The following is a 26,818-nucleotide window of genomic DNA, read 5'->3' as shown; positions in this document are numbered from 1 at the left end:
TAAACTAATAATTAAGGTAGTGTAATTCTAATTGATTGCTGTTGAATTGCAGCACAGCTTCTACATATTCTATTTTTATAGACAACGCATTTTCTAAACTCTGAATGTATTGAAAAAAATCAATTTCACCATTTTTATAACTGCTATTCGCCACTTTGATGATTTCCTCAGATAATTTTTTCCCAGTGGCGTTGTAATAATTGATACTTTCTTGGTACTTGGCAATTTCATTTTGCTGTTGACGGATAAATTGCGTCATTTTTTGTTCTTGATTAAGCTTTTGCTCTTCCCAACTTTGCGATTCTAGTTGTGCTACTTTGGTTTTAGAAACATTTCCAGAGAATAAAATAGGAACCGCAATACCCACTTGAAAACCATACAAAGATTGCGACAGACCGTTATTTCGTCCCTGAAAATATTCCAAATTCAAATCGGGTAGCCAATGTTGTTTTTGCAAGCTAATTTGAGATTTGTACATTTTGCTAATACTTTCTAAATAAGCAGTATGAATAGCTTTATTTGATGTAGTATCCAAAGTAGCCATTGGTGCTAATTCTTTCTCAAGAATGCTTATTTTTTCGTCGGATTGCACCAAAGCTTGCAAGGATTCGTATTGTGCTTTTTTCTCAAAATTAATTTGGGTGAGTTTGGTTTTAATTTGTCTGTATTTCGATTGTGCTGTAATTTTTTCTAAATAATTAGTTTCTCCCAATTCGAAACGACGGTCGCTGGCTTTAGAAAAATTCTGGTACAAACTATCCAAATAAGAATACAAGCGCTCCTGATGTTGCCAATACACGATTTGCTCATAGGTTTTGTATACTTGCAGTGAAAGTTTATTTTTTTGAAGTTCATAATTGGCCTTCTCTTTCTCAAATTCTGAGGTATTCGCTTTCTTTTGTACGCCATAAACGGTAGGAAACAAAAAGCGTTGCTGCACTCCAAAAACTTTTAGCGGTAGATTGTTCAAGGCCAAATTATTTTGGTCATACGAATAATACACATTGGTTTTTTCGAAGGTAAAACTGCTTTTGATATTTTCTTGCATTTTATTGACTTGCAATGCTGCAGCTTTAATGCCTTTGTTGTTTTCAAGAGCTTTGGTTATTACCGCTTCTCGTGACATATTGGCGTTTTGAGCAAATCCAAAACTACTAGCCAACAAAAGTAAAATAGCAGTTAGGTGCTTTTTGACTTTTTTCAATTTGGGTCTTTTGAATTCTTTTGAATCAAAAACTTTAAATAAAATCGGCAACACAATTAAGGTCAAAACCGTAGCTGTAAAAAGTCCCCCAATTACTACCGTGGCCAAAGGACGTTGTACCTCTGCTCCTGCCGACGACGAAATCGCCATTGGTAAAAAACCTAAAGCAGCGGCGGCGGCTGTCAATAGCACTGGACGCAAACGGTCGGTTGTTCCTTTCAAAATTAAGGCATTCATATCGGTCATTCCTTGATGTTTTAGTTCTTTAAAGTGTTCAATCAACACAATACCATTCAACACAGCGATACCAAAAAGAGCGATAAAACCAACTCCCGCCGAAATACTAAAAGGCAAATCACGAATCCACAATAATAAAATTCCTCCCACTGCCGATAACGGAATTGCCGAATACACCATCAAAGCTTCTTTCATTGAGCCAAAAGCAAAATGCAACAGTATAAATATCAACAATAAAGCGATAGGAACGGCAATAAGCAATCGGGCTTTGGCACTTTCTAAATTTTCGAATTGTCCGCCGTATTGCACATAATAACCCGCAGGTAACTTAATTTGCGTATCTACAATTTTTTGAATATCGGTCACTACACTTTGTAAATCTCTATTACGAACGTTAATTCCAACTACAATGCGTCGGTTAGTATTGTCACGCGATATTTTGGCAGGGCCTTCAGCATATTCAATGGTAGCCAACTCATTCAACGGGATTTGAGCTCCATTGGGAACCGTAACATATAAGTTTTTCAAGTCCTCAATACTTTTTCTGTTGGTTTGGTCTAAACGAATCACCATATCGAATCGTTTTTCGCCTTCAAACACATTTCCCACTACTTTTCCAGCGAAGCTCAGCGCGATGGCATCGTTCAAATCTTCAATATTTAAACCGTAGCGCGCAATTTTGGAACGGTCATATTGCACGTACATTTGAGGTAAACCTTCGGTTTTTTCTATAATAACATCCGAAGCTCCAGGAACTTTTTTGATAGCGCGCTCAATCTCGTGTGCTTTTCGGGCTAAAACATCCAAATCGGTTCCGAAAATCTTAATCGCCACATCAGAACGGGTTCCAGAAATCAACTCATTAAAACGCATCTCAATAGGTTGTGTAAACTCGATTTCCATATTTGGAATTTGGGCGTTTAATGCTTCTTTTATCTTATCGGCCAATTCATCTTTGGAACTGGCAGAAACCCATTCCGACTTTGGTTTTAGTTTCACAATAATATCACTTTCCTCCATCGACATTGGGTCGGTTGGGACTTCGGCAGCACCAATTCTAGATACGACTTGCTCTACTTCTGGGAAATTTTTCAAAATAATTTTCTCCATTTTAGTAGTGGTTTCGATGGTTTTGGTCAAAGAAGTTCCTGTTTTTAAAACGGGTTGAATCACAAAATCTCCTTCGTCTAAGGTGGGAATAAATTCACCTCCCATAGTACTAAATAAAACACCCGAAAACACCAACAACGCTAGTGCTCCGTACAATACTTTTTTGGTATTTCCCAAAGCCCAAGTAATTGAAGGCAGATACCAAGAATTTAATTTTCGGATGAGCTTCTCTGAAATCGAGTTTGGATTTTCTCTTGTTGGTTTTAAAAACATCGAAGCCACAACAGGAACATAAGTAAAACAGAAAATCATCGCGCCCAATAAAGCAAAGCTAAACGTCATAGCCATCGGTTTAAACATTTTTCCTTCGATGCTTGACAAAGACAAAATCGGAATGAAAACAATCAGAATGATTAACTGACCAAAAATGGCAGAATTCATCATTTTGGAAGCGCTTTTATAGGTGATTTGGTCAATTTCAATTTGACGATTTTCTTTGTTTAATCCTGCCAAATGTGCCGAATTTTGGGCGATTTGAAAGGCAATGAACTCCACTATGATTACAGCTCCATCGATAATAATTCCAAAATCAATGGCGCCTAAGCTCATCAAATTGGCATCGATTCCGAAAATATTCATAAACGAAATGGCAAATAGCAAACACAACGGAATCACCGAAGCTACGACCAATCCAGAACGCCAATTACCAAGCAATAAAACCACCACAAAGATTACAATCAAACAGCCTAAAATTAAATTCTCGGCTACCGTAAAGGTGGTTTTCCCAACCAATTCACTACGTTCTAAAAAACCATTGATATAGACTCCTTCTGGTAGTGATTTTTGGATTTCGGCTACTCTGTCTTTGACATCACTAATGACTTGCTTAGAGTTCGCTCCTTTAAGCATCATCACTTGTCCGAGTACCTTCTCTCCTTCTCCATTTCCTGTAATCGCTCCAAAACGATTGGCGTGACCAAATTGTACTTTCGCAATATTTTTAATCAAAACGGGAAGACCATTGGTGTTTTTAACCACAATGTTTTCAATATCCTGAATGCTATTGACTTTTCCTTCGCCACGAATGAAATAACTTTGATTCGTTTTTTCGATATAAGCCCCACCTGCAATGCTGTTATTCTTCTCTAAAGCGGTAAAAATTTCAGTCAAGCTACAATTCATCGCCTTTAATTCCGAAGGACGAATACTGATTTCGTATTGTTTTAAATAACCACCCCAAGTATTGATTTCGACCACCCCATTAATTCCAGACAATTGTCGTTTCACAATCCAATCCTGAATCGTTCTCAAATCGGTTATGGAATAGTTGTTTTTAAACTGAGGTTTTACCTCCAAAGTGTATTGGTAAATTTCGCCCAATCCAGTGGTAATCGGTCCCATTTCGGGTGTACCAAAACCTTCGGGGATTTTTTCGGAAGCCGCTTTTATTTTTTCAGCGATTAATTGACGAGGCAAATACGTTCCCAAATCGTCATCAAAAACAATCGTTACGACCGATAAACCGAATTTTGAAATAGAACGAATTTCTTTTACGCCCGGCAAATTAGCCATTTCAATCTCGACAGGATACGTAATAAATTGCTCAATATCTTGAGTTGAAAGATTGCGTGAAGTGGTAATCACTTGCACTTGATTGTTGGTCACGTCAGGCACAGCGCCAATAGAAATTTGGAATACAGAGAACAATCCGAAACCAAACACGCTCAAAGTAAACAATAATACAATGAGTTTGTTTTGGATAGAAAATGCTATGATTTTATTTAGCATACTAGTAAATTAAAAATTATACGTTTAGAATCATTAGAACACCAATAATTCAGTAAAAAAGTAATTATCAAAAAAGATAAGTAACGATAAAGATAATTTTAAACTAGTTTAGGCGGTTGCCAAATTGAACTAAATACATTAGAAATATACCATTCTTTGTAAATCGGAAGTGATTGATTTACAACTACTCGTATAGGATTTTTTAAAGTAAAAATAGATTGAGGTTCCTCAAAAGCCAAGACAACCGTATCGAGATTGATGGTTTGACTTTTGAAAGGTAAGTTTTCGTGCTTGTCGTGACCATCGGTATCGGCGTGTTTGTTTAGATTATTGTAGTGACTGATGGTAAAATCGATAAACGAAAAGGCTTGTTCTTGGTTGTGATTTTGATGCTCTAAATAATGCTGATACAAATTGGGAATTTTGAATAACTGCCCTATTTCTGTGTTGGAATACACAAAAACAAATAGAAATAAAAGGGTCGTTATTTTTTTGACAGACATATCCAACTACTTCAAATGGTTACAGCATCAAGCTTTGGTACAAAAGTAAGTGGTAAATATATGAAATATCTTAAGAACGGCTTAAAAAGAGATTAATGAAAACTTAAGACTACTTTAGTTCCCTTGCCAGTTTCACTAAAAATTTCGATATCCATAGGGAGTAATTCTGCAATTCGTTTCACTATAGAAAGTCCTAATCCAGAGCCTTTTATCGTAGGATGATTTGTAGCATTTGAACGATAAAAAGGGTTGTAAATTTTATCCAAATCGGCTTTGGCTATACCAATTCCTTGGTCGGTAATGATGCAGTGGGTGCCTTTTTCGTCTTTATTCAAATCAATTGTGACCACAGTATTTTCTCCAGAATACTTGATGGCGTTACTGATAATGTTTCCAATAATTATCGCTACTAAATAATGATCGGATTCAATGTAATAATCAGCAGTAAATTCACTAACAACGGTTGTTTTCTTTGATTTTATCTTCTCTGAATACATCGTCAAAGTATCCAAAATCAATGCGTTCAAATACACCTTTTCAATTTTTAATTGTTGTTTTTGATTTTCGAAACGCGCCAATAACAATAATTGATCCACCAAGTTATTTACACGATTGACTTCTTTAATACTGTATGCAATTTTTTCTTCGTATTCTGCTTGTGTTCTCGGTTTTCGTATCAATACTTCCAAAGTACCTTTCAAAACCGTTAGCGGCGTTCTTAATTCGTGTGAAGCATCCGAAGTAAATTGTTTTTCTCGCTCTACGGCATTTTCTATTCGATCCAGCAAATCATTTATTGTTTTGGAAAGCGTGTAGAGTTCATCTTTGTTTTGAGGTAAAACGATGCGTCCTTTTAGGTTGTCTTTTGTAATGTTACTAGACGTTTCAGTAATGGCGGTGACAGGTTTTATGCTTCGACCTGCAATCAATCGAGCAATCAGGAAAAGCAAGATGAGTATTAAAGGAAAAGAAACAAAAAGAGTATTGCGTAAATTATTCAAAATCATTTGCGCATCATCTAATGACATTGCTACAAACAGATGACCTACAATTTTCTGTTCGTCATACAGCGGAACTTGAATCTGACGAATGGGCTTTTTGTTGAGATATGTATCAATAAATTTGTTGTCAAAAGGAGCTTTATACATCTTGAGCTGAAGCCCTTTTAAATTGGGAGATTTGTCAATTAATTGATTATTGATATCAAAAAACTGTACAAAAACAGGGTTAACATTTACAGTGTTGTGCTCTCTCGCACGCCATTGATCGACTTGAATTAAATAGGTATTGTTGCGATCGATTTCTATTTCTTCTAAATGCTTTTGAACCTCAGTTTGAATGTCTTCATTGATATGCGTGTTCACATTGTATTTCATACTTTGATAAATCACAATGAAAACGACAGAAATTAAGAGCCCAGTGCTCAAAATATAGTTAAAGGCAATTCTGTCTTTGTATGAAAATGAAAACATATTTATGTGAAATTAATCATTAGCAATATAGCCAACGCCACGAATGGTTTTGATGAGATCTTCTTCTTTGTTCAGATTGAGTTTTTTTCGGATGGCGTTCATAAAAACATCAATAACTCCTGTATCGTATTCAAAATGAATATCCCAAACGTCCTCAATGATTTGATTTCGAGTACAAACCTTTCCTTTATTTTTGATTAAATATACTAATAATTCATATTCGCGTTGCGTAAGATTAACTTCTTGATCGCCCAGCAGCACTTGATGTTTGGAAGGATCAATGCTGATGTTGCCTAAAACCAATAGGTCATTGGAAGCTGTATTTCTAAAATGAATTTTAATTCGTTCAATTAATTCATCAAAACTAAAAGGTTTTTTGATGTAATCATTCGCTCCAGCTTTCAAACCTTCTATCGTTTCTTGTACGGTATCTCTAGCAGTCAAAAATAAAATAGGCGTTTGAATATTGGCTTTTCGAATGGCTTTACAAATGTCTATTCCGTGCATTTTTGGCAGCATCCAATCCAATAAAATAACGTTTACTTTTTGCTGCAAAGCCAAGGCTAAACCTGCTTCGCCATCGTAAGCTACTAATACTGAATAGCCCTCTTCTTCTAAACCTTGTTTGAGAAAATCAGCAATTCCAACTTCGTCTTCTACAATAAGAATTTTCATAGTTATTGCATTAAAAACTTGAACCCAAGTGAAACGATATCAGCTTTCAAACCATCACTCCTATCGTAATGATTGTATCTAAAATCAATATTTTTCAAGCCAAATTTCCAAATTTTTGCTCCTGTAAAAATATCGGTATAATTGACCCCAAATCCATACTGATTGGCATCAAAAGCTGACAAATCAAAATCTGAGGTGTAGTATTGATCCGTTGATAAATGCGTATTGATAGGTGCAAAATAGTCTGAAGCCGTTTGTGTATAATAACGATACATAGGAAAAACCGTAAAGCGATCCGTTAGCTTGATTGGCAATTCAATACTAGCGGTATGTGATTGTATTCCCCAGTTATCAGAATAGAATCGATAATAGGTTCGCAACACAAAGCGTTCATTGATGTAATAATGCAACCTTGCTCCTATGGGTAATTTGAATCTTGAATCTGGTAGGCGTTCAATATCATTGGCCAACTGAAAATTATTGATAAAGGAAGCTGCCACATCTTTGAAATACACCCTTTGATACGGCGTAGATAGCAAACCTTGTTGTTGTAACACATCCAAAAACACCGAAGCTTGCAATTTTTTGTTAATCACTTGCGACAAACTTAACGATACAGAATAAGAATTTCTTTTCTTATCCTTATGGAATTCGAATTGACTCGGATTATAAGCTGTATTTCCAGTAATGGTAAAATAATCAAATATTCCACCGTTCAAATTATCTCCATTATTTTTATAATCCTGTAATTCTTTCGGATAAATAGGTTTCCACGTATCCAAATACGCACTGGCAGAAAGGCTTACTTCAGTATTTTTATCATTAAATTCTTTGGTAACTCCACCACCAAATCCAATAGAAGAATAATCATATTCCACCGAACCAGAAACGTGTGCATTCCAAATTGTGTTTCTATCATCAGAACTTGCAGAATACGATAGAGCCAAACTGGTCAATTGGTCTGATTGCGATGCTCCCGAACTAGATTGCCAAGGGTTTGGTGTATTACTATCAAAAGGATTAATATTACTTGATGATGCAGATGAATAAGCAGAAATACCTATGTCAGCCGTAAGTACTTCATCATCGCTTAATGGCATTGCTACCACTATTGCAGCCGTAATATCTGTCAAGTTTTCGGTTCCGCTACCACCAGAAACAGCTGAATGTATCCCATCTTGTTTGTAATAGCTTAACAAGAAATCAACTTCGGTAGTTTCTAATACTCTTTTCTTAAATCCAACTGCTGTAGTGTCTTTCTGTTGCCCATTGGCAAAGAAAACAATACTCAGTAATAGAATGGATAAGGCTTTTTTCATTATCTATATTTCAATTAAATAAATTATTTTGAGGATTTAGTTGCATCCACAACCACCACCAGTTTTTCCTCCATTAGCCCCAGCAGAAGCTTCTCTGTAGACCTGAAAAGTGGTTTCGTAACGTTCTGATGCTCTTGCAGCAAGCTTCATATCAGGGTCATTTATAGCTACTTTTTCATATTCTTTTACAGAAGTACAAGATTGTAAAGCGGCTACTAGTACACTAGCAAAAAGTAATTTTTTCATTAGTTAAATTTTTTAATATCAATATTTTTAGAGGTATGTATTTCCCCTTTATCGTCAACAATTATACATCCAATGCCTTTTAGCTGGTTGACTAAGTTCAAGCCTACATCAACTCCCAAAACAAAAATCCCAGTAGCAAGAGCATCCGCAATTTCAGTTTGTTTAGCAAAAACAGAAACACTCACCACCCCTTGTGCTGGATAACCCGTTCTAGGGTCGATAATATGAGAATAGCGTTTGCCGTCAAAAACCACAAATTTTTCGTAACTACCCGAAGTCTCCACCGAACTATTCTCGAGAGGGAAAGTAGCAAATACTTTATTTTTATTCATTGGGTTAACAATGGCGACTGTCCAAGGTTTACCTGTCGTTTGATAGCCCCAAGCGTTAATATCGCCCGATACATTTACAATTCCAGAGGTACAGCCTTTTGATAGCAATAAATCTTTGATTTTATCTGCAATATAGCCTTGACCAATACCACCTAGACCTAATTTCATTCCTTTTTCCTTCAAATAAATAGTCTGTGCTTTGGCATCTAAAACAATTTTTTGATAGCCAATTCTAGCCACAGATTGTTTGATAGCTTCGGGAGTTGGCATAGCCTTCATACTTCCGTCGAATTTCCAAATTTTATCCATCGAAGCATAAGAAATATCAAAAGCTCCCGAAGTTAGCTGTGATACTTTTATAGCACGTTCTACCAAATCATAGACTTCCTTATCAACTTTTACAGGTTGAATTCCCGAATTTTTACTGACCTGAGATATTTGCGTCGTTGGAATCCAATCTGAAATTAGATTTTCAATGCGCTTCACTTCGGCAACCGCCATATCAATAAAAATGTTGCCTTGAATGGTATCTTTAGCAACGACAGTCATTTCAAAAGGACTTCCTAGCATATACAATTTTCGCTTGTGGGTCACTTGCCCAAAAGCGAAAATGGATGTCAACAGGAATATAAGAGTTACGTTTCTCATTTTTTCTCTAACGAATGAATTAATTGTATATAATCATTGGCAGGAACATTTTTAAAACCCGTCATTCCTAAAACTTTTCCAGTTTTATCAAGCAATACAACCAAAGGAAAACTTCCGCCACGATTGTATTTTTCGGCTAATTTTTGATTAGCAGCGGTTAAATCGGGTGCCAATTGATTGGCTTTTTTCTTCGGAAAATCGGCTTTATAAATGACCCAATTTTTTTCTGCTTCTTGTTTGAAGGCTTCTGATTTCCAAACTACATTATCTAACTTCATACAAGGCGCACACCAATCAGAACCAGAAAATACCAAAACGATATTTTTGTCCTCTTTGGTAGCTTCTGCTTTTGCTTCATCAAAATTGGTTCTCCAGTTTTGAGAAAAACCACTTGCGGTCAAAAAAAGAAATAAAAGTAGCATTGCATTCTTCATATAAACATTTGTTAAATTCATAAAGTAAAAGTATTATATTTATAGTCAAACTCAACTTGTTGTTACTTATTTTAAGGGAATCTTAATTTTAGTTTACTTTAAGCAAATCTTAAGTCAATCTTAAATGAATCTTAAACCAATTGCAGCAAGACAAGTATAATTTTGAATAAAAATAATATAGAATGCCTTTTTTTAAAAAACTTTCCCTGTTTTACTACTTATCTCTTTTTTATCTTAGTATTAGTTTTGTGTTGAGAACTGTTTTGATGGTTCATCCCATTACACAAAGTTCTTTTACTTTTCTAGAAGTAATTAAAATTTATGGACTAGGACTTTGTTCTGATGTGTTTGTATTTATTATAGCCAGTGGATTTCTGTGGCTCTATTTGATTTTTATTTCCAATTCAAAATACAATAAGCCTTATGGTTATATCATTTTTGGATTACTTCTCTCTTTATTAGGTTATGTAACGTTAGTAAATACTATTTTGGATGAATACGGTGGCGCTTTACCCAAAATTGGAATCACCTTTGTTGGAATTAAGACCGTATTCTTTGGTTTGTATTTATTTTTACCTCAATACCGTGAGCGTTTGCGCTTGTGGATGTTTAGTTTTGTTATCTTTTTATATGTTTTACTGCTTTTACAAAACGGTATCAGCGAATACTTTTTTTGGAATGAATTTGGAGTAAAATACAACTTTATTGCAGTCAATTATTTGATTTATACCAATGAAGTAATTGGCAACATTATGGAATCGTATCCTGTGATTCCTATTTTTACCGCTTTATTTATAGTAGTTGGAGGCATTACTTTTTTCATTGTTAAAAGAACCAAAAGTTATTTGGCTAAGCTTCCTACTTTCAAAGAAAAAATAAGTCTGTCTTTGGTTTACTTGAGCTTGTTTGCGCTTTCGTTTTGGGCAATTCCTACTTTAGCAAAAAAAGAAAATTCGACCAATATTTTCACCAATGAACTACAATCTAACGGAATTTACAAGTTCTATTTGGCATTTATGAACAGTGAATTGGATTATTTTAAGTTTTACAAAACATTGCCAAATAACCAAGCATATACCCTATTACACAATTTACTACCAGAAATTAAAGGAACAACTACTCAGAGAACTGTTACTTCTGACAGTTTAGAAATTAAAAAAAATGTGGTGCTTATTACCATAGAAAGTCTAAGTGCAGATTTTATGAAGCGATACGGTAATGAAAAGAACATCACCCCATTCTTGGATAGCTTGGCTGATAAAAGCTTAGAATTTACCAATATGTATGCAGTGGGCAATAGAACTGTAAGAGGCTTAGAAGCTTTGACACTTTGTTTGCCACCAACAGCTGGTGAAAGTGTCGTAAAGAGGAAAGACAATAAAAATAAGTTTACTACAGCTTCAATTTTTAAAAAGAAAGGATACAAAGTAAATTATTTGTATGGCGGAGACGCTTTCTTTGATAATATGGAATCTTTTTTTGGAGGAAATGGGTATAACATTATTGATAAAAAAACATTTACTCAAAGTGAAATTAGCTTCGCCAATGTATGGGGCGTTTGCGATGAGGATATGGCAAAAAAAGCGATTCAAACTATTAATGCTGATGCAAAAACAGGAAAACCCTTCTTTTCACATTGGATGACTGTTAGTAACCACAGGCCTTTTACCTATCCGAATAATAAAATTGATATTCCAGGAGATGCTAAATCTCGTGAAGGCGGCGTAAAATATACGGATTATGCCTTGCGACAATTTTTTGCAATGGCAAAAAAACAGTCTTGGTTTACCAACACCATTTTTGTAATTGTATCCGACCATTGTGCTTCTAGCGCTGGAAAAATTGAATTGCCATTAGATAAATACAGAATTCCAGCTTTTATCTACAATCCGAGTAAACCAAAAGCTGTAAAATACACCCAACTGATGTCTCAAATTGACATTATGCCAACTCTTTTTGGTGTATTGCATTTTGACTACCAAAGTAAATTTTATGGACAAAACGTACTACAACCTAACTATCAACCAAGAGCTTTCATAGCTACTTATCAGGATTTAGGTCTAATAAAAGAGCAAGTATTAACTATTTTGTCTCCCAAACAAAAAGTAAAGCAATTCGATTTAAAAATGATTCTGAATTCAAATGTTCCGAAGGTTTATGAATCGCATTATGACGAAATTATATTAAAAAATCCAAACCAAAAACTCATCAATGAAACCATTGCTTACTATCAAACTTGCTCAGAAATATTAAAAAATAAGCAATATCAAAAAGAATGATTTCTGAAGGGTTTATTGTAAATTTGATAAAAATCAAACTATGTTTCGCCACCAAGGAAAAAGTAGAACATTCAGTCATAATTTACGACTAGCAACCCTACTATCTTTTGTGGCTGGAGTTGTAAATGTAACTGGAGTACTCGAAATTCAAGTACTCACCACAAATGTAACAGGACATTTCGCCTACTTTTCTGAGCAAATAATGGAACATCAATACTTGGCAGCATTTGCTTTTTTTGTATTCATTCTTTTCTTTCTACTAGGAGCTTTTACTTCAAATTTTATTGTAGAATTAATGACTAAGACGAAACCTGAATTCTCGCACGTCATTCCGTTATCGATAGAAATTGTTTTATTATTCATTATTGGATTATTCGGAGGCTCAGCTGATGCGACAAACCTTCAGGGGAAAATAATTGCCTTTACGTTGCTTTTTGCAATGGGACTTCAAAATGCCTTAGTAACTCGAATTTCGCAATCAACCGTAAGAACAACACATCTAACGGGTTTGTTTACAGATTTGGGTATAGAATTGTCTCAATTGTTTTTTTACACCCAAATTGAAGAAAAGAAAAAACTCAAAAGAAACATCTTTCTGAGAGTATCCATTATCACTTTATTTTTCTTGGGTTGTTTTGTGGGTGGCTTGTTGTACCAAATTATAGCATTAAAAACCCTTTTTTTAGGCTGCTTGTTTTTATTAATTGCTTTGTTTTATGACTATTTTCGATTAAAAATTTATTACCTCAATCGAAAGAAAAACTCCTATTTGGAACGTTATGAATGGAATAAAAAAATTAATGAGCATAATTCATAATTACCAATAAAGCCATTCCAGCGATAAAACCCCACAATAGAATCCCTTGCAATAAAGGTTTGATTCCAACTTGCTTTAAACTTGTATAGTTAAGCCCCGCTCCTATTAAAAAGAGAGTGATAGTTAAACCAACTTTTGATACCGATACCAAAAATGGAGCTACTGTAGCAACGGCTGGAACATAAGTATTTACAACCAAAGCCAAGATAAATAAGAAGATAAAATACGGAATGGTTACTTTCTTTTTTCCATTTTTAAATAAATAAGAAGAACCAATGGCTATAGGAATTATCCACAAAGCTCTAGCTAATTTTACCGTAGTTGCGACTTGCAGTGCTTCTGCACCAAATTTATTAGCAGCACCAACAACAGAACTCGTATCGTGTATTGCAATAGCACACCACAATCCAAATTCGTTTTGCGACAATTGTAACCAATGTCCAATAACAGGAAACAAAAACAAAGCCACAGAGTTTAAAATAAAAATAACTCCGAGAGCTACTGAAGTCTGATTTTCTTTAGACTCCACTACAGGCGCTATGGCTGCAATGGCGCTTCCTCCGCAGATTGCTGTACCACAAGAAATTAAATGTGCTATCTTTTTATCAATTCCAAGCCATTTACCTAAAAGAATCCCTAGAAATAAAGTAGAAAAAATAGATACAATAGTAAAAACTAATCCTTCTTTTCCAGCTGCTATAGCACTGTGTAAGTTCATCCCGAAACCTAGTCCGATAACGGATAATTGCAATAAAACTGAAGTCGCTTTATGATTTAAATGCAAAAAAGGATGCCCTGAAAGATTCGCTATTAATAACCCCAGAAGTAATGCAATGGGTGGTGACACAGAAAAAGTTAAACAAACTATTAAGAGTAGAACAAAAAGAATTTGTTGATTCGTTCTAGAAAGATTTAAAAAGTGTGTGGGTGAAACAGCGCTATGTTTTGATGTAGTATCCATCGTAAAGTAGTTTAAAATTACTTTACAAAGGTCTGACGAATGCATTTAAAAAGCCAATACCAAAATACAATTGACTATAACGACAAGTTATAATAGTCTGAAATATTCCGAATGAACAATTCCGATAAAGTATCGGATTTTCCAACTAAAGTGATGCTATAGAAGAATCGTTCGATAATTAAATCTTCTACATCAAAAACAGTTAATTCTTTGTTTTTCAATTCTTTAGAAACAGCGTGAATCGATATAAAAGCAAAACAATCCGAATGCAATAAATAAGACTTAATACTTTCTGTACTACCTAATTGCATCTCGATTTGCAAATCGGATAATTTGACATTTCGTTGTTTTAGGGCATATTCAATAACTTCAAGTGTTCCAGAACCTCTTTCACGAGTTACCAAACGAAGTGTTTTTAAGGTCGCAATAGCGATTTCATTAGTTTGTGCCAAAGGATGATTGGCTCTACAAACCAATACCAATTCATCTTTCAAAAAAGGAACATATTTAATCGACTGATTTTTAGACTGCCCTTCTACTACTCCAACTTCAATTTCCTTATTGATTAATGCGTTTTCAATTTGCTCTGTATTGCCATTAGTCAAATGAATACTTATTCCTTTTTCTTTTTTGTGAAATTGTGCTAAAATTGGAGAAATAACATATTGCGAAAGTGTTGTGCTTGCTCCAAGTCTCAATAATCCTTGGCGTTTCGTCACAAAAGAGCTCATATCAAACTCAATCTCACGATAAATATCAAATATAGATTTGGTATGTTGTAACAAGAGATGACCCGCTGCCGTTAAAGCAATTTTAGAACCATTTCGTTCAAAAAGCTTCGTTTTGTAGGTTTCTTCCAGTTCTTGAATGTGTTTTGAAACGGCTGGCTGACTGATATACAATTCCGCTGCCGCCTTAGTAAAATTAAGTCGAATTGCTACGGTATAAAATACTTTTAGCCTAAAATCCATCTGTTACATTTAAAAAAGTCCATTTAAAACTATAATAGCCCGTGATATTTACGCACAAACCATTCTGATGTTAAACAAAGTGCAATCAAAATTAAAAGCCAAATCCAATCAATCAAAGGTGATTTGATGACATTTTCTTTTTCAATCGCTTTGTACGATTCATCTGCAAGCAATTGTTGTATCAATTGTTCAACTTGTGAAGGAAGGAACACTTTTCCTTTAGTTTGCTCAGCTAATTGTGATAATTTGGTATAATCAGGAGCAACAAATTGTTTTTCGATATCAAAATCTAGAATTTCAAAACGCCCTGAATAACTGGTTTTGGTATTCAATTCTTTTACAGTAAAGGTATAACTTCCAGCGGAAAGTCCATCTAAATTGACTTGATAAGCATTGGTTCCTTTAAGCAAATCATAATTTTTGGTTTGCTTATTTTTTACGTTTGTTACAGAAATAGTTAGTCGTGCATTGTCATCAAACTCATAATTTTTATTAAAAAACTGAGCGGTAATAGCAATTGCCTCTCCTGAATTATAAAAATTTTCGTGAGTAACAACTAAAGATTTTTTTGAACTATTAGAAGCTAAAAACTGAATGGTTTTATCGATAAAAACATCATATTTTTCAAATGATTGCTGGTCCACGTGAGATTGTAATCGCCATTTCCAGCTATTTTCTCCTAACAAATACGCAGCTCGTTTACCTCCTACTTCAGTAAATGCTAACAAAGGCAAACCTGTATCTATACTTCGTATTTTGGAAGAAAGTAAAACCGTAACATTCTCTTTCGCGGTAATGGTACCAAAAGGATGTGCCAAGGGAGGAAAATTGTCAAAACCTATATTATCCAAAGCAAACAAATTGAATTTTGTATTGAATGACGGTAAGAAATCTTCTTTCTGATTGGTGACTTTAAAATCCAAATCATTTTGTTGTTGATTCAAAAAAATAAAATCTGTAGTCATTCCTGTAACAACTAATGTATTAATACCTGCGGCTTTAGCACTATCAAAAATAGATTTGAAACTTGCATTGGGTTGGTAGAAAATCAAAATATTATAATCCGACAATGATTTGATTTCTTGTAGCTTAACAATACTTACTTTACGTTGTGCATTAGTTTCAATAGCACGTTTAAAAGCACTTAAATCAGGATGATTAATTGCCGAAACCAATCCAACAGTTGTTTTTTGGTCCAATACTTCAACAGCAAAATTCTTGGTGTTATTGTAATTGTTTTTTTCTTTTACACCAGCAGTGATGTTGGCTTTGAATAAATGCAAGCCAATTTTATCAGCAGGTAAAAAAACGGTAACTGTCGCGGTTCTTTGTCCAGCAGTAAAACTTACAGCTTGTTTTAAAATCGTGTTTTTTCCTTCTGAAATTGAAAAATTAGCCGCATTCAAACGCTTTCCAGAATATTGAACAAAAACTTCTACTGGGAATTTATTCTTGTAAAATGCATATTTATTAACATTCAACTGGCTGATTTTTAAATCAAAAACAGCAGTGGTGTCCCCCAGAACTACTGGAAAAACACTGTTTTCTGAATCAAAACTATAAACATAGTCATCTCCAGAAGTTTGGTTTCCATCTGTAAGCAACACTGTGGGGTAACGAAGATTTTTATTCAAATTCATCAAATCTTTAGCTACAACATCCAACTGTGTTTGTTTTCCTTTAAAATTAAAGGTATCTGATGGTTGCAAAGTTGCATCAAACAAAAAGGGTTGCACCTCAAATTTATTTTGCAAGTCTTTATTGGAAACCAATGCTTCATAAACTTTTTCGGCTTGTGCATTAGCTTTCAAAAAAGAAATTGAGCTAGAATTATCTACAACGATAGGCAATGGTGTTTTGATAATTTCTAATTCTGTTCTACTGATGATAGGATTTATCAATAACAATAGAAAACCAAAAATCGAAGCAAAACGCAAAAAAGCCAAAAGCCAATACACTTTAGATTGACTTTTGGCTTTATATAGGTATTGAAAATACGACAAAACAGCAGCTATAACTATTGAAAGAATCAGTAATAGAAGGGTGTTTGTTGTCATATTTTAATTATAATTGTAACATATTCTATCAATATTCTGAGTTGTTTTCAGATTCAATACTGAATACTAAAATCTGAATACTGAATACTTTTTCTAGGTAAGCATTCCACCACAAACGTTCAATACTTGACCTGTAATATAAGCACTCATATCTGAAGCTAAGAACAAGCAAGCATTGGCAACATCCTCAGTAGAACCTCCGCGTTTCAATGGAATACCTTCTCTCCAACCTTTTACTACATCTTCACTTAATTTTGCAGTCATTTCAGTTTCGATAAAACCTGGAGCAATAGCATTACAACGAATGTTTCTTGACCCTAACTCCAATGCTACAGACTTAGTAAATCCTATAGCACCTGCTTTAGACGCAGCATAATTGGCTTGACCAGCATTACCTGAAACACCAACAACAGAACTAATATTGATGATAGAACCTGAACGTTGTTTTAAAAATGTTTTTTGAATCGCTTTTGTCATATTGAAAACCGACTTCAAATTCACATCGATAACTAAATCAAAATCAGCTTCAGACATACGCATTAACAAATTGTCTTTTGTGATTCCAGCGTTGTTAATCAAAATGTCAACTGTTCCAAAATCAGCCAAAACAGCATCAACAAATTTTTGTGCTTCTTCAAAATCAGCTGCATTAGACTGATAGCCTTTTGCTTTGATTCCCATTGCGTTCAATTCATTTTCTAAAGCTTCTGCAGAAGCAACAGATGAACTATATGTAAAAGCAACATTAGCTCCGTTTTTTGCAAAAACTTCAGCTATTCCTTTTCCAATTCCACGACTTGCACCAGTAATTATGGCAACTTTTCCTTCTAGTAATTTCATTTTTAGTCAATATTTGTTTTTCGAAAATGGTTCACTCAATTTCTTCTTATTTTTAGAAAAAGCTGATTTCACTTTCAAAAGATTAATTATTTTCAAGAACTATATAATCTTATCTTTTAATAGGTAAGTATCAAAAGTATTTTTGGAGTGCCAAATATAAGATATTTCCTTTTTAAAAAAAATTAGCCTCCATTATAACCATCATTGCAATGCGAACTACAAAAAAAGTGGTTTGCACCACTTCTTGTTTTGAATGAATTATTTTTCTTTTCTTCTTTTTCGCTCTGCTTTTATCATCGACAATTCACGACTGGTTTGTCCAGCCACAGATGTATTTTCTTCTGCACGTCTAATTAAGTACGGCATCACGTCTTTAACTGGACCAAAAGGTAAATATTTAGCAACATTAAATCCGTTTTCGGCAAGATTGTAACTGATGTTATCGCTCATTCCATACAATTGACCAAACCAGATTCGGTTATCATTGCTTTTGATACCCTTTTTCTCCATCAATTCCATCAATTTATAAGTACTCAATTCGTTATGAGTTCCTGCAAAAATCGACATACTATCTAAATGCTCCATCATATAGGTCACCGCCGCATCATAATTCTCATCAGATGCTTCTTTTGACGCACAAATAGGCGTTGGATAATTCATTTCTTGAGCACGAAGATTTTCTTTTTCCATATAAGCACCACGAACTAATTTCATTCCAATAAAAAACTGATCGCGTTTAGCTTCTTCGTGTATTTTCTTCAAATAATCCAAACGATCCCAGCGGTACATTTGTAATGTATTGAAAATAATCGCTTTTTCTTTGTTGTATTTACGCATCATATCGGTAACCAAATCATCTGCTACATCTTGCATCCAGCTTTCTTCAGCATCAATAAGTAAAGCGACATCTTTAATGTAAGCTTCTTTACAAACAGCATCAAATCGTTCAACAACTTTATTCCATTCTATAGTTTCTTCATCTGTCAAAGGCTTTTTCTCACCTAATTTTTCATACAAAGCCAATCGCCCTAAACCAGTAGGTTTAAACACAGCAAAAGGAATGGCAAGTCTTTCCTTAGCAAATTCAATAGTCTTTAAAGTCATTTTTAAAGCAGCATCAAATTGCTCCTCTTCTTCTTTTCCTTCAACAGAATAATCCAAAACAGAAGAAACTCCTTTGGTATACATTTTATCAACAACCGTCAAACAATCGTTTTCATTAACACCTCCACAAAAATGATCAAAAACAGTAGCTCTAATCAAGCTTTCTACTGGTAAATTAGCTTTAATAGCAAAATTTGTAACCGCTGTACCAATTCTAACCAAGGGTTCACTAGCAATCATTTTAAACAAAAAATAAGCTCTATCTAGTTCTGTATCACTTTTTAAAGCAAAGGCAACTTGTGTATTATTGAATATATTTTTCATTATTTGTTAAATTTTAATGCAAATATAGCTAGAGTTTTGAATTCTATTAACTAAAAATTGCCTTATTTTGCTACTCAAATAATTTGAAAATTATGCAAACTATTACAGCCAACAACTACCCTATTTATTTTAATGAAAACGCTTATGAACATTTGAATCTTTTTTTGAAAGAAAACAAATATTCTAATCTTTTTATCATCGTTGATAGCAATACTACCGATAGCTGTTTGCCAAAGTTTTTACCTTATCTAGAAACAGATTTGACAATAGAAATCGTTGAATTTGAAGCTGGAGAGATAAATAAAAACATAGAAACGTGTATTGAAATTTGGAATGTATTGACCGAATTAGGTGCTGATAGAAAATCGTTAGTAATTAATGTTGGTGGTGGCGTAGTGACTGATTTGGGCGGTTTTGTTGCTTCAACTTTCAAGCGAGGTGTTGACTTTATTCATGTTCCAACAACGCTTTTATCTATGGTAGACGCTTCTGTGGGCGGAAAAAACGGTGTAGATTTAGGTAATCTAAAAAATCAAATTGGAGTAATTAATGTACCAAAAATGGTGTTAATCGACACTGCTTATCTTGAAACGCTTTCTCAAAGCGAAATGCGTTCAGGTCTCGCCGAGATGCTAAAACACGGATTAATTTATGACAAAGACTATTGGGAAAAGTTTTTAGACCTAACTTCGATTGATTTTGCTGATTTTGATGTTCTTATTCATCGTTCTGTAGCTATCAAAAACGAGATTGTAATGCAAGACCCTACTGAAAAAGGTATCCGAAAAGCTTTAAATTTCGGTCATACTTTGGGACACGCCATAGAAAGTTATTTCCTTGAAAGCAAAGACAAAACGACTTTACTACACGGTGAAGCTATCGCGATAGGAATGATTTTAGAAAGTTTTATTTCATTGAAAAAAGGGCTAATTTCAACAACCGAATACCAACAAATAAAACAAACGATAAATAGTATCTACGATAAAATTGTTTTTGAAGAAAATGATCTTGATCCAATCTTAGAATTATTGATTCACGACAAGAAAAATGAATACGGAACCATTCAATTCGCCTTAATTGAAGGTATCGGAGCCATAAAAATAAATCAATTGGTTGAAAACGAATTGATTCTTGAAGCCTTCGAAGATTACAAATCTTAATCTTTTTTTTAATAAAAAGCATTGCATTGCGTATATATTATTTTTTACATTTGCATCGATGAAAAAAAATCAAAAAAATAGCAACAACAAAGGGGATAAAAACAAACAAGAACGATTTTTAATTAAATCTTTCCACCGTTTTTATACTATGATTGGTTGCTTTAATTTTGATCCTTTTCAATACATAAAAACAGAAAACGAAAAACTACAGATTAGGTACGCTAACATTAGAGTTTGAACAGCAATTGATTTAGTTTAAATGCTTAATTAATTTCTATAAATATTCAAAACTAATGAATACAAAATATTCCGACTTAATCAATCAAACATACTATTTCCCTCAGGAAGAATTTAAATTAAATAAGGACAATCTACAGTTTCACAATATTGATTTGATGAAATTAGTAGAAAAATATGGCACGCCATTAAAATTCACCTATTTACCTCAAATTTCCAACAACATAAACAAAGCCAAAAGTTGGTTTCGTAAATCGATGGAAAAAAACAAATATGAGGCAAAATACTATTACTGTTATTGCACTAAAAGTTCCCATTTTGAGTACATAATGAATGAAGCTTTTAAGAACAACATTCACATAGAAACATCTTCTGCATTTGATATTAATATTGTTGAAAATTTGCTAGAAAATGGAAAAATCAACAAAAGTACTTACGTAATTTGTAATGGTTTCAAAAGAGACCAATACGTTGAAAACATTGCTCGATTGATTAATAATGGTCATAAAAATACCATTCCAATTATCGATAATTTCGAAGAATTGGATTTGTTGCAATCGCAAATAAAAAACAAGTTCAAAATAGGAATTCGTATTGCAGCCGAGGAAGAGCCTAAATTTGAATTCTATACCTCTAGATTAGGAATTGGTTATAAAAACATAGTTCCTTTCTACAAGAAAGAAATCAAAGAGAATAAAAAATTGGAACTCAAAATGTTGCACTTTTTTATTAATACTGGGATTAACGATAATGCTTATTACTGGAATGAACTAGTAAAGTGTATTAAAGTATATGTAGCTCTTAAAAAAGAATGCCCAACTTTAGATGGATTGAACATTGGCGGTGGTTTCCCAATCAAAAATTCACTGACTTTCGAATACGATTATCAGTATATGATTGATGAAATTATCAATCAGATTAAAATTGCTTGCGAAGAAGCCGAAGTAGATGTGCCAAATATTTTCACAGAGTTTGGTTCCTTTACTGTAGGAGAAAGTGGAGGTGCCATTTATCAAGTATTGTATCAGAAGCAACAAAATGATAGAGAAAAATGGAACATGATTGACTCTTCATTTATCACAACTTTACCAGATACTTGGGCGATTAATAAGCGTTTTATTATGTTAGCCATCAACCGTTGGAATGATACTTACGAAAGAGTTTTACTCGGAGGAATGACTTGTGATAGTGATGACTATTACAACTCTGAGCAAAATATGAACGCCATTTATTTGCCAAAATACAATAAAGAAAAACCACTTTATATTGGTTTCTTTAATACAGGAGCTTATCAAGAAACCATCGGTGGTTATGGAGGTTTGCATCACTGCCTAATTCCGCAACCTAAACATATTCTGATAGATAGAGACGAAAATGGTATTTTAGCTACAGAAGTTTTTTCAGAACAGCAAACTTCTGAAGATGTATTAAAAATTTTAGGATACGGAAAAAAATAAACATAATTTTAATTAATGTCAAACTTATAAATAGTAAAAATATAAATCAATTTTACTATTTTTGACACTCTAACTATTTGAAAATGAGTAAAGGACCTATCAGTCAGTTTATTGAAAAGCATTATTTGCATTTCAACTCTGCATCCTTAGTTGATGCTGCAAAAGCTTATGAGCAGCAATTAGCCAATGGAGCCAAAATGTTGGTAAGTATGGCGGGTGCAATGAGTACCGCCGAAATAGGAAAAATATTTGCCGAAATTATTCGCCAAGATAAAGTTCAAATTATTTCTTGTACAGGAGCAAATCTTGAAGAAGATATAATGAACTTAGTAGCTCACTCACATTACGAAAGAGTTCCTCACTATCGCGATTTAACTCCACAAGATGAGTGGGATTTGCTAGAGAGAGGATTAAATCGTGTGACTGACACTTGTATTCCCGAGCATGAAGCATTTCGTCGTTTACAAAAGCACATCTACAAAATTTGGAAAGATGCTGACGACAAAGGAGAACGCTATTTTCCTCATGAGTTCATGTATAAAATGTTGCTTTCTGGAGTCTTGGAAGAATATTACGAAATTGACTTAAAAGACAGCTGGATGTATGCTGCTGCTGAGAAAAATTTACCTATTATTGTGCCAGGATGGGAAGATAGTACTATGGGTAATATTTTTGCTTCTTACGTAATAAAAGGAGAATTGAAAGCCTCAACTATGAAGTCTGGTATTGAGTACATGACTTTCTTAGCTGATTGGTATTCTAAAAATTCGTCTAACGGAATTGGATTTTTCCAAATCGGAGGTGGAATCGCAGGAGATTTCCCAATCTGTGTAGTACCAATGTTGTACCAAGATATGGAAATGCACGATGTGCCATTTTGGAGTTATTTCTGTCAAATTTCTGACTCAACAACAAGTTATGGTTCCTATTCTGGTGCTGTACCTAATGAAAAAATCACTTGGGGTAAATTAGATATAAACACTCCAAAATTTATAATTGAGTCGGATGCTACTATTGTAGCACCATTAATTTTTGCTTATTTGTTAGATTTATAGAATATTTTATGAAAAGAGTAATTGTTGATTACGCCAAGCTAACTAACGAAATTTTAAATCTTTTAGTTGAGAAATTTCCTGACGGGTATGATGATTCGGATGTAATTCGTTTCAGAAATGCTAAAAATGAATTAGTTGAAGCAGTTGAAGTACGAACAGAAGACACTATTTACCTTGTTAAGGTAAGCACTAAACTTGCAGATCGTATAGAAAACTTTGATGACGACGAAGATATCGATGCAGTTGTTACTCCAATTAGTGGTTTAGAATTAGATGATGACGATGCTGTTTCTGATGATGACGATGAAGATGATAATTTAGACAAACCAGACTTAGATCCTGAGGACGATGAAGATGGTGACACTGATGTTGCTGACGAGGACGATGAGGATGACGAAGATTAGATTTCTCCAAAAAATACAAAGGAGCTCATAACAAGAGCTCCTTTTTTTATACATTTATACTTCAAATATAAATATAAGCCAAAATGACAATTAATTTACACGCCACTCTCAAAGAGAATTTTGGGTTTGAAAAGTTTAGACCCAACCAAGAAGAAATTATCAATTGTATTTTATCTGGACAAGACACACTTGCGATTATGCCTACTGGTGGAGGAAAATCTATTTGTTTTCAGCTACCAGCACTTGTTTTACCGGGAACTACCATTGTTATTTCTCCGTTAATCGCTTTAATGAAAGATCAAGTAGATAGCTTAAAAGCAAACGGAATCAAAGCATGTTTTATAAATAGTAGCCAATCTTCAGATGAACAACAATTTTATATCGATGCTTTACAGAATAACGAATTTAAACTCGTTTATATAGCTCCTGAAAGCCTTTCCTATTTAGACAATGCATTCAATAAACTCACAATCAGTCTTATTGCAATTGACGAAGCGCATTGTATTTCGGCTTGGGGTCATGATTTCAGACCAGCTTACACGAATTTAGGGTATTTAAAAAACCGCTTCCCCTCTACTCCAATTTTAGCCTTGACTGCCACAGCCGACAAAGCTACTAGAACTGACATTTCAGATCAATTGAATTTGGTTAATCCTAAAACTTTTGTGGCTTCTTTTGATAGGAAAAATTTAAGCCTAGAAGTGAGACCTGCTTTGGATCGCGTCAAACAAATCATTGATTTTATAGATACAAAACCAAATGAATCGGGAATTATTTATTGCTTAAGCAGAAAGACTACCGAAGAACTTGCTGAAAAGCTTCAAAAAACAGGAATTAAAGTAAGTGCATATCACGCTGGGTTGGATAATCGTACACGTTCAACAGTACAAGATGCTTTTATTAATGATGAATGTCAAGTAGTCTGTGCTACCATCGCTTTTGGAATGGGTATTGACAAATCAAATGTTCGCTGGGTTATTCACTACAACCTACCCAAAAATATTGAAGGATATTACCAAGAAATTGGTCGTGCCGGAAGAGATGGTTTACCTTCAGAAACGATTTTGTTTGAAAGCTATGGTGATATGATTCAGTTGCAAAAATTTGCTTCTGAAGGTTCAAATGCCGAAGTACAATTGGCTAAATTGGAGCGAATGAAACAATATGCAGATGCTTTAAGTTGTAGAAGAAAAATTTTGCTCTCTTATTTTGGTGAATTGGTTTCTGAAAATTGTGGAAACTGTGATATTTGCAAAAATCCTCCCGCTTTTTTTAATGGAACCATTATTGCTCAAAAAGCCTTGTCTGCTATAGCAAGATTGAAAGAATCAGAACCACTAGCGGTAATTGTTGACTTTTTGCGAGGCTCAAAAAATACTTCTATTTATGACAAAGAGTATCAGTTTTTAAAAACATATGGAATTGGAATTGATATTTCTTGGTACGATTGGAATCAATACATTATCCAATTGATAAATCTTGGTTTTTGCGAAATTGCTTTTCACCAACAAAACAAAATCAAATTAACTCCTTTGGCAAAAAAAGTATTATTCGAAGGAGAAAAGGTACAACTAACCACTGTACAAAAAATTGAAAAAACTAAAACAGAGACTAAGGAACGTAGTCCGAAAACAGCAACCAATTCTTTATTTGAAATTTTAAGAAAACTACGTTCTGAACTGGCTAAAGAAGAAGAAGTTCCTGCTTACGTAATTTTTAACGATGCAACGCTAAGACAATTAGAAAATCAACGACCCATGAGTGATTCAGAATTTTTAGCAATAGATGGAGTCGGAAAAGCAAAATTGGAAAAATATGGAGATATCTTTATAAAGACAATTATTGAGTTCCAAAAAAATAAAACAACAAAAACCAAAAAAGAATCTACTACATACAAAGAAACATTAGCATTGTTTCAGTCTGGTTTAAGTGTGGATATGATTGCAACTAAAAGAAACTTAGGTGTTAGCACTATTGCGTCACATTTAGCAAAACTTTATCTCGATGGACATCCAATTGATATTGAAAGTTACATCAGCACTGAAGAAATTAGCAACATTAAAGAAGCTAAAACCAAACTTGAATCACCAAATGCTTTAAAGCCATATTTTGACTATTTTGAAGAACAAGTTCCTTATGACAAAATAAGATTAGCACTTGCCATTATTGAAAAAGAAAATCAAGAATGACAACAATTGCTTCCTTTGCTCCAATTGTAGATGCTACAACTGAAATCCTAATTTTAGGTTCTATTCCTGGGATAAAATCGTTAGAAAAAGTTGAATATTACGGAAACAAACATAATCAATTTTGGAAAATCATTTGTACAATATTCAATAATGCGGTCGTACCCGATTGTTATAAAAACAAAGTAGATTTTTTACTTCAAAATCGAATTGGACTCTGGGATGTGGTTCGAAATTGCGAGCGAAAAGGAAGTTTAGACATTGCTATCAAAAATCAAGAAATAAATGATTTTGATACTTTTTTAAACGAACATCCAAAAATTACAACACTTCTATTCAATGGAAAAACAGCTTATCAGTTTTTCTATAAAAAATATGGACAAATAAAAGGCATTACGTATTATGTAATGCCTTCTACAAGTCCCGCAAACACAATGACATTCGAAAAAAAATTAAACGAGTGGTCTTTGATTTTGAGCCATTTATAAATATCGCTCTTCGAACACTTTTTGATGGTGCTTTTGATGTCCGATAATAATAAAACCAATGGCTCGAACCGAAATTTCATTTTCGGAAGCTATACCTATCCTAGCCAATTGTTCATCAGAAAAACTTTTGAACAACAACAAAGTAGCATGACGAACAGCTGATAATTCGGTAAGTAATTCCTGCAAACCTCTTTTGTTAGCATTGGTATTATCTACATAATTATTTTCGTCAAAACCTGGCAAAGGTGTTTTGTCATTTCTAGAAATTCGCAAAGCGCGATAACTGAAAACTCTTTCAGAATCAATGATATGCTGAATTATTTCTTTTATCGTCCACTTACCTTCTGCATAACGATAATCAAATTTATCCATAGGGATATTTTGGACAAATCGAATGAAATCGTGTAATGAAATTTCTAATTCATCGATTAATTCTACATTCATAGCTGCATTGATATAAGTAGCTTGAAATTTTGAATACTCATTAACTGGTAACTGATTTGAATTCAT

At 33.9% G+C, this 26,818-nt stretch carries 22 protein-coding genes; 8 read left to right on the top strand and 14 right to left on the bottom strand.

The window, feature by feature from the left end; genetic code table 11:
* Nucleotides 1-4: 4 nt before the first annotated feature.
* From FLAVO9AF_RS05145 to FLAVO9AF_RS05110, 8 genes are all read right to left on the bottom strand, one after another.
* Nucleotides 5-4,339 carry a CusA/CzcA family heavy metal efflux RND transporter gene (locus FLAVO9AF_RS05145; RefSeq protein WP_159685324.1) on the bottom strand — a complete coding sequence of 1,445 codons (4,335 nt, stop codon included), beginning with the start codon at nucleotides 4,337-4,339 and terminating at the stop codon, nucleotides 5-7.
* Between the two features lie 98 nt (nucleotides 4,340-4,437).
* Entirely contained in the window at nucleotides 4,438-4,842 is a 405-nt protein-coding gene (locus FLAVO9AF_RS05140) for a hypothetical protein (protein ID WP_159685322.1), read from the bottom strand.
* Nucleotides 4,843-4,934: 92 nt separating this feature from the next.
* On the bottom strand, nucleotides 4,935-6,314 hold the full coding sequence (locus FLAVO9AF_RS05135; RefSeq protein ID WP_159685319.1) for a HAMP domain-containing sensor histidine kinase: 1,380 nt from the start codon (nucleotides 6,312-6,314) through the stop codon (nucleotides 4,935-4,937).
* Between the two features lie 12 nt (nucleotides 6,315-6,326).
* On the bottom strand, nucleotides 6,327-6,989 hold the full coding sequence (locus FLAVO9AF_RS05130) for a response regulator transcription factor (protein WP_159685317.1): 663 nt from the start codon (nucleotides 6,987-6,989) through the stop codon (nucleotides 6,327-6,329).
* A gap of 2 nt (nucleotides 6,990-6,991) precedes the next feature.
* Nucleotides 6,992-8,308: a DUF3570 domain-containing protein gene (locus tag FLAVO9AF_RS05125; protein WP_159685314.1), complete on the bottom strand. Its 1,317-nt coding sequence runs from the start codon at nucleotides 8,306-8,308 to the stop codon at nucleotides 6,992-6,994.
* Nucleotides 8,309-8,344: 36 nt separating this feature from the next.
* The gene (locus FLAVO9AF_RS05120; protein ID WP_159685311.1) at nucleotides 8,345-8,554 is read right to left on the bottom strand and encodes a DUF4266 domain-containing protein; all 210 of its coding nucleotides are present in this window, start codon (nucleotides 8,552-8,554) and stop codon (nucleotides 8,345-8,347) included.
* Nucleotides 8,554-9,534: an FAD:protein FMN transferase gene (locus tag FLAVO9AF_RS05115; RefSeq protein ID WP_159685309.1), complete on the bottom strand. Its 981-nt coding sequence runs from the start codon at nucleotides 9,532-9,534 to the stop codon at nucleotides 8,554-8,556. Before FLAVO9AF_RS05115 ends, FLAVO9AF_RS05120 begins: the two co-directional genes overlap by 1 nt.
* On the bottom strand, nucleotides 9,531-9,989 hold the full coding sequence (locus tag FLAVO9AF_RS05110; RefSeq protein ID WP_236552276.1) for a thioredoxin family protein: 459 nt from the start codon (nucleotides 9,987-9,989) through the stop codon (nucleotides 9,531-9,533). Before FLAVO9AF_RS05110 ends, FLAVO9AF_RS05115 begins: the two co-directional genes overlap by 4 nt.
* A gap of 161 nt (nucleotides 9,990-10,150) precedes the next feature.
* Between FLAVO9AF_RS05110 and FLAVO9AF_RS05105 the strand changes: the two genes are divergently transcribed.
* Both FLAVO9AF_RS05105 and FLAVO9AF_RS05100 read left to right on the top strand, forming a co-directional pair.
* The gene (locus FLAVO9AF_RS05105) at nucleotides 10,151-12,247 is read left to right on the top strand and encodes an LTA synthase family protein (RefSeq protein ID WP_159685306.1); all 2,097 of its coding nucleotides are present in this window, start codon (nucleotides 10,151-10,153) and stop codon (nucleotides 12,245-12,247) included.
* 40 nt (nucleotides 12,248-12,287) lie between these two features.
* A complete protein-coding gene (locus FLAVO9AF_RS05100) occupies nucleotides 12,288-13,064 on the top strand; it encodes a YoaK family protein (protein WP_159685304.1) in 777 nt (258 codons plus the stop codon).
* On the opposite strand, the gene FLAVO9AF_RS05095 is transcribed toward FLAVO9AF_RS05100, so the two are convergent.
* The 5 genes from FLAVO9AF_RS05095 to FLAVO9AF_RS05075 form a co-directional block, all read right to left on the bottom strand.
* Entirely contained in the window at nucleotides 13,045-14,025 is a 981-nt protein-coding gene (locus FLAVO9AF_RS05095) for a YeiH family protein (RefSeq protein ID WP_159685301.1), read from the bottom strand. The two genes, FLAVO9AF_RS05100 and FLAVO9AF_RS05095, sit on opposite strands and share 20 nt — an antisense overlap.
* A 74-nt stretch (nucleotides 14,026-14,099) precedes the next feature.
* The gene (locus FLAVO9AF_RS05090) at nucleotides 14,100-14,996 is read right to left on the bottom strand and encodes a LysR family transcriptional regulator (protein WP_159685298.1); all 897 of its coding nucleotides are present in this window, start codon (nucleotides 14,994-14,996) and stop codon (nucleotides 14,100-14,102) included.
* Nucleotides 14,997-15,025: 29 nt separating this feature from the next.
* Nucleotides 15,026-17,053, bottom strand: coding sequence for a hypothetical protein (locus FLAVO9AF_RS05085; protein ID WP_159685295.1), 2,028 nt, complete (start codon nucleotides 17,051-17,053; stop codon nucleotides 15,026-15,028).
* A 93-nt stretch (nucleotides 17,054-17,146) separates the two neighbouring features.
* Nucleotides 17,147-17,893, bottom strand: a complete 747-nt coding sequence (gene fabG, locus FLAVO9AF_RS05080) for a 3-oxoacyl-[acyl-carrier-protein] reductase (RefSeq protein ID WP_159685293.1) — start codon at nucleotides 17,891-17,893, stop codon at nucleotides 17,147-17,149.
* Nucleotides 17,894-18,151: 258 nt separating this feature from the next.
* On the bottom strand, nucleotides 18,152-19,321 hold the full coding sequence (locus tag FLAVO9AF_RS05075) for a proline dehydrogenase family protein (protein ID WP_159685289.1): 1,170 nt from the start codon (nucleotides 19,319-19,321) through the stop codon (nucleotides 18,152-18,154).
* A gap of 92 nt (nucleotides 19,322-19,413) precedes the next feature.
* Here FLAVO9AF_RS05075 and aroB point away from each other — a divergent pair, with 92 nt between their 5' ends.
* The 6 genes from aroB (at nucleotide 19,414) to FLAVO9AF_RS05045 (ending at nucleotide 26,308) form a co-directional block, all read left to right on the top strand.
* Nucleotides 19,414-20,481 carry a 3-dehydroquinate synthase gene (gene aroB, locus FLAVO9AF_RS05070; protein WP_159685287.1) on the top strand — a complete coding sequence of 356 codons (1,068 nt, stop codon included), beginning with the start codon at nucleotides 19,414-19,416 and terminating at the stop codon, nucleotides 20,479-20,481.
* 293 nt (nucleotides 20,482-20,774) lie between these two features.
* Nucleotides 20,775-22,175 (top strand): arginine decarboxylase, encoded by a 1,401-nt coding sequence (locus tag FLAVO9AF_RS05065; protein ID WP_159685284.1) that lies wholly within the window; start codon nucleotides 20,775-20,777, stop codon nucleotides 22,173-22,175.
* Nucleotides 22,176-22,258: 83 nt separating this feature from the next.
* Nucleotides 22,259-23,230, top strand: coding sequence for a deoxyhypusine synthase family protein (locus tag FLAVO9AF_RS05060; RefSeq protein WP_159685281.1), 972 nt, complete (start codon nucleotides 22,259-22,261; stop codon nucleotides 23,228-23,230).
* 8 nt (nucleotides 23,231-23,238) lie between these two features.
* Entirely contained in the window at nucleotides 23,239-23,634 is a 396-nt protein-coding gene (locus FLAVO9AF_RS05055) for a DNA primase (protein ID WP_159685279.1), read from the top strand.
* Between the two features lie 83 nt (nucleotides 23,635-23,717).
* Nucleotides 23,718-25,823 carry a DNA helicase RecQ gene (gene recQ, locus FLAVO9AF_RS05050; RefSeq protein WP_159685276.1) on the top strand — a complete coding sequence of 702 codons (2,106 nt, stop codon included), beginning with the start codon at nucleotides 23,718-23,720 and terminating at the stop codon, nucleotides 25,821-25,823.
* Entirely contained in the window at nucleotides 25,820-26,308 is a 489-nt protein-coding gene (locus FLAVO9AF_RS05045) for a DNA-deoxyinosine glycosylase (protein WP_159685273.1), read from the top strand. The genes recQ and FLAVO9AF_RS05045 overlap by 4 nt, the downstream gene beginning before the upstream one ends.
* Here FLAVO9AF_RS05045 and FLAVO9AF_RS05040 read toward each other — a convergent pair.
* A complete protein-coding gene (locus FLAVO9AF_RS05040; protein WP_159685271.1) occupies nucleotides 26,303-26,818 on the bottom strand; it encodes a DinB family protein in 516 nt (171 codons plus the stop codon). The two genes, FLAVO9AF_RS05045 and FLAVO9AF_RS05040, sit on opposite strands and share 6 nt — an antisense overlap.

Source organism: Flavobacterium sp. 9R (assembly GCF_902506345.1).
Classification (GTDB): Bacteria; Bacteroidota; Bacteroidia; order Flavobacteriales; family Flavobacteriaceae; genus Flavobacterium.
The sequence above is the reverse complement of the archived record's forward strand: the minus strand, read 5'-3'. Positions and strand labels throughout refer to the sequence as shown.

Excerpts from the sequence above, each read along its gene's own strand:
- FLAVO9AF_RS05145 (WP_159685324.1), bottom strand. The coding sequence starts at position 4,339 with ATGCTAAATAAAATCATAGCATTTTCTATCCAAAACAAACTCATTGTA.
- FLAVO9AF_RS05140 (WP_159685322.1), bottom strand. The coding sequence starts at position 4,842 with ATGTCTGTCAAAAAAATAACGACCCTTTTATTTCTATTTGTTTTTGTG.
- FLAVO9AF_RS05135 (WP_159685319.1), bottom strand. The coding sequence starts at position 6,314 with ATGTTTTCATTTTCATACAAAGACAGAATTGCCTTTAACTATATTTTG.
- FLAVO9AF_RS05130 (WP_159685317.1), bottom strand. The coding sequence starts at position 6,989 with ATGAAAATTCTTATTGTAGAAGACGAAGTTGGAATTGCTGATTTTCTC.
- FLAVO9AF_RS05125 (WP_159685314.1), bottom strand. The coding sequence starts at position 8,308 with ATGAAAAAAGCCTTATCCATTCTATTACTGAGTATTGTTTTCTTTGCC.
- FLAVO9AF_RS05120 (WP_159685311.1), bottom strand. The coding sequence starts at position 8,554 with ATGAAAAAATTACTTTTTGCTAGTGTACTAGTAGCCGCTTTACAATCT.
- FLAVO9AF_RS05115 (WP_159685309.1), bottom strand. The coding sequence starts at position 9,534 with ATGAGAAACGTAACTCTTATATTCCTGTTGACATCCATTTTCGCTTTT.
- FLAVO9AF_RS05110 (WP_236552276.1), bottom strand. The coding sequence starts at position 9,989 with ATGAATTTAACAAATGTTTATATGAAGAATGCAATGCTACTTTTATTT.
- FLAVO9AF_RS05105 (WP_159685306.1), top strand. The coding sequence starts at position 10,151 with ATGCCTTTTTTTAAAAAACTTTCCCTGTTTTACTACTTATCTCTTTTT.
- FLAVO9AF_RS05100 (WP_159685304.1), top strand. The coding sequence starts at position 12,288 with ATGTTTCGCCACCAAGGAAAAAGTAGAACATTCAGTCATAATTTACGA.
- FLAVO9AF_RS05095 (WP_159685301.1), bottom strand. The coding sequence starts at position 14,025 with ATGGATACTACATCAAAACATAGCGCTGTTTCACCCACACACTTTTTA.
- FLAVO9AF_RS05090 (WP_159685298.1), bottom strand. The coding sequence starts at position 14,996 with ATGGATTTTAGGCTAAAAGTATTTTATACCGTAGCAATTCGACTTAAT.
- FLAVO9AF_RS05085 (WP_159685295.1), bottom strand. The coding sequence starts at position 17,053 with ATGACAACAAACACCCTTCTATTACTGATTCTTTCAATAGTTATAGCT.
- fabG (WP_159685293.1), bottom strand. The coding sequence starts at position 17,893 with ATGAAATTACTAGAAGGAAAAGTTGCCATAATTACTGGTGCAAGTCGT.
- FLAVO9AF_RS05075 (WP_159685289.1), bottom strand. The coding sequence starts at position 19,321 with ATGAAAAATATATTCAATAATACACAAGTTGCCTTTGCTTTAAAAAGT.
- aroB (WP_159685287.1), top strand. The coding sequence starts at position 19,414 with ATGCAAACTATTACAGCCAACAACTACCCTATTTATTTTAATGAAAAC.
- FLAVO9AF_RS05065 (WP_159685284.1), top strand. The coding sequence starts at position 20,775 with ATGAATACAAAATATTCCGACTTAATCAATCAAACATACTATTTCCCT.
- FLAVO9AF_RS05060 (WP_159685281.1), top strand. The coding sequence starts at position 22,259 with ATGAGTAAAGGACCTATCAGTCAGTTTATTGAAAAGCATTATTTGCAT.
- FLAVO9AF_RS05055 (WP_159685279.1), top strand. The coding sequence starts at position 23,239 with ATGAAAAGAGTAATTGTTGATTACGCCAAGCTAACTAACGAAATTTTA.
- recQ (WP_159685276.1), top strand. The coding sequence starts at position 23,718 with ATGACAATTAATTTACACGCCACTCTCAAAGAGAATTTTGGGTTTGAA.
- FLAVO9AF_RS05045 (WP_159685273.1), top strand. The coding sequence starts at position 25,820 with ATGACAACAATTGCTTCCTTTGCTCCAATTGTAGATGCTACAACTGAA.
- FLAVO9AF_RS05040 (WP_159685271.1), bottom strand. The coding sequence starts at position 26,818 with ATGAATTCAAATCAGTTACCAGTTAATGAGTATTCAAAATTTCAAGCT.